Origin of the sequence: Pseudomonas sp. K5002 (assembly GCF_013386655.1) — a bacterium.
Lineage (GTDB): Bacteria > Pseudomonadota > Gammaproteobacteria > Pseudomonadales > Pseudomonadaceae > Aquipseudomonas.
In genome coordinates, this window is sequence record NZ_JACARK010001054.1 from 1 (window position 1) to 1,032 (window position 1,032).

General features: G+C 63.9%; 3 protein-coding genes. All 3 read left to right on the forward strand.

Translation table 11 applies throughout. The features are described 5' to 3' along the window. A partial coding sequence (locus HX846_RS33065) for a helix-turn-helix domain-containing protein (protein ID WP_178967035.1) occupies positions 1-226 on the forward strand: 226 nt, incomplete at its 5' end. An 89-nt stretch (positions 227-315) separates the two neighbouring features. Beyond that, positions 316-489, forward strand: coding sequence for a DUF1427 family protein (locus HX846_RS33070; RefSeq protein WP_178967036.1), 174 nt, complete (start codon positions 316-318; stop codon positions 487-489). Between the two features lie 30 nt (positions 490-519). Then, positions 520-1,032, forward strand: a 513-nt coding sequence (locus tag HX846_RS33075) for an alcohol dehydrogenase catalytic domain-containing protein (RefSeq protein WP_178967037.1), incomplete at its 3' end; no start/stop codon positions are given.

The window sequence follows — 1,032 nt, forward strand, 5'->3', positions numbered from 1 at the left end:
AGCCGCCGGCGCCAGCGGACGCACCCTGGCCCGGCTGTTCCAGAACAGCCTGGGCATGGGCTTTGCCGAGTGGCGCCGCCAGGTGCAGTTGGCCACCGCCGTGGCCGAGTTGATCCAGGGCCAGTCGGTCAGCGCGATCGCCCGTTCCCTGGGTTATTCGCCGAGCAGTTTCAGCGACATGTTTCGTCGTGAACTGGGGATGGCGCCGTCGCAGTATCCCGTCTGAGGCTTGGCCGAAATCCTGAAGCACTTGGCCGATGCTTCGGTTTCAGGCCCCCTACACTGACCGCATCAACCCTTGCTGCGGAGTGTTCCATGAGTTACCTGATTTCCTTGGCCATCGGCCTGTTGGTCGGCGTGATTTACGGTGCCCTGGACTTTCGCTCGCCTGCGCCTCCTGCCATCGCCCTGATCGGGCTGATGGGCATGCTGATGGGCGAGAAGCTCTGGCCCATGGGCCGGCAAATGGTCAGCGCCTGGTTCTCCTGAAACCCTTTTTAACCTCGATGGATATTGGTCATGAAAGCACTGCAATTTTCCGCCACCGGCGATCTCGCTGCCCTTGCTTACGTTGATGTCGCCACGCCGGTGCCGGCGGCCGGTGAAGTCCTGGTGCAGATCAAGGCTGCCGGGCTGAACCCCAGCGACGTGAAGAACGTGCTCGGGCGTTTCCCCTACACCACCTTGCCACGCATTCCCGGGCGGGACTTTGCCGGGGTGGTGGTGGAAGGTCCGCAGGAACTCGTTGGCCAGGAAGTCTGGGGCACCGGTCGCGACCTGGGTTTTTTCGCTGACGGTTCCCACGCCCAGTACCTCACCGTGTCGGCCAAGGGCGTGGCGCACAAGCCCAGCCATCTGAGCTTTGCCCAGGCCGCCAGTCTCGGCGTACCGTACACCACGGCGTGGGATGCCCTTGAGCGCAGCGGTGTCGGCAAAGGCACTCGCTTATTGGTGATTGGTGCCAATGGAGCGGTAGGCAGCGCGGCGTTGGCCCTGGCGAAGATTCGTGGGGCCCAGGTGCTCGGGGCCGTG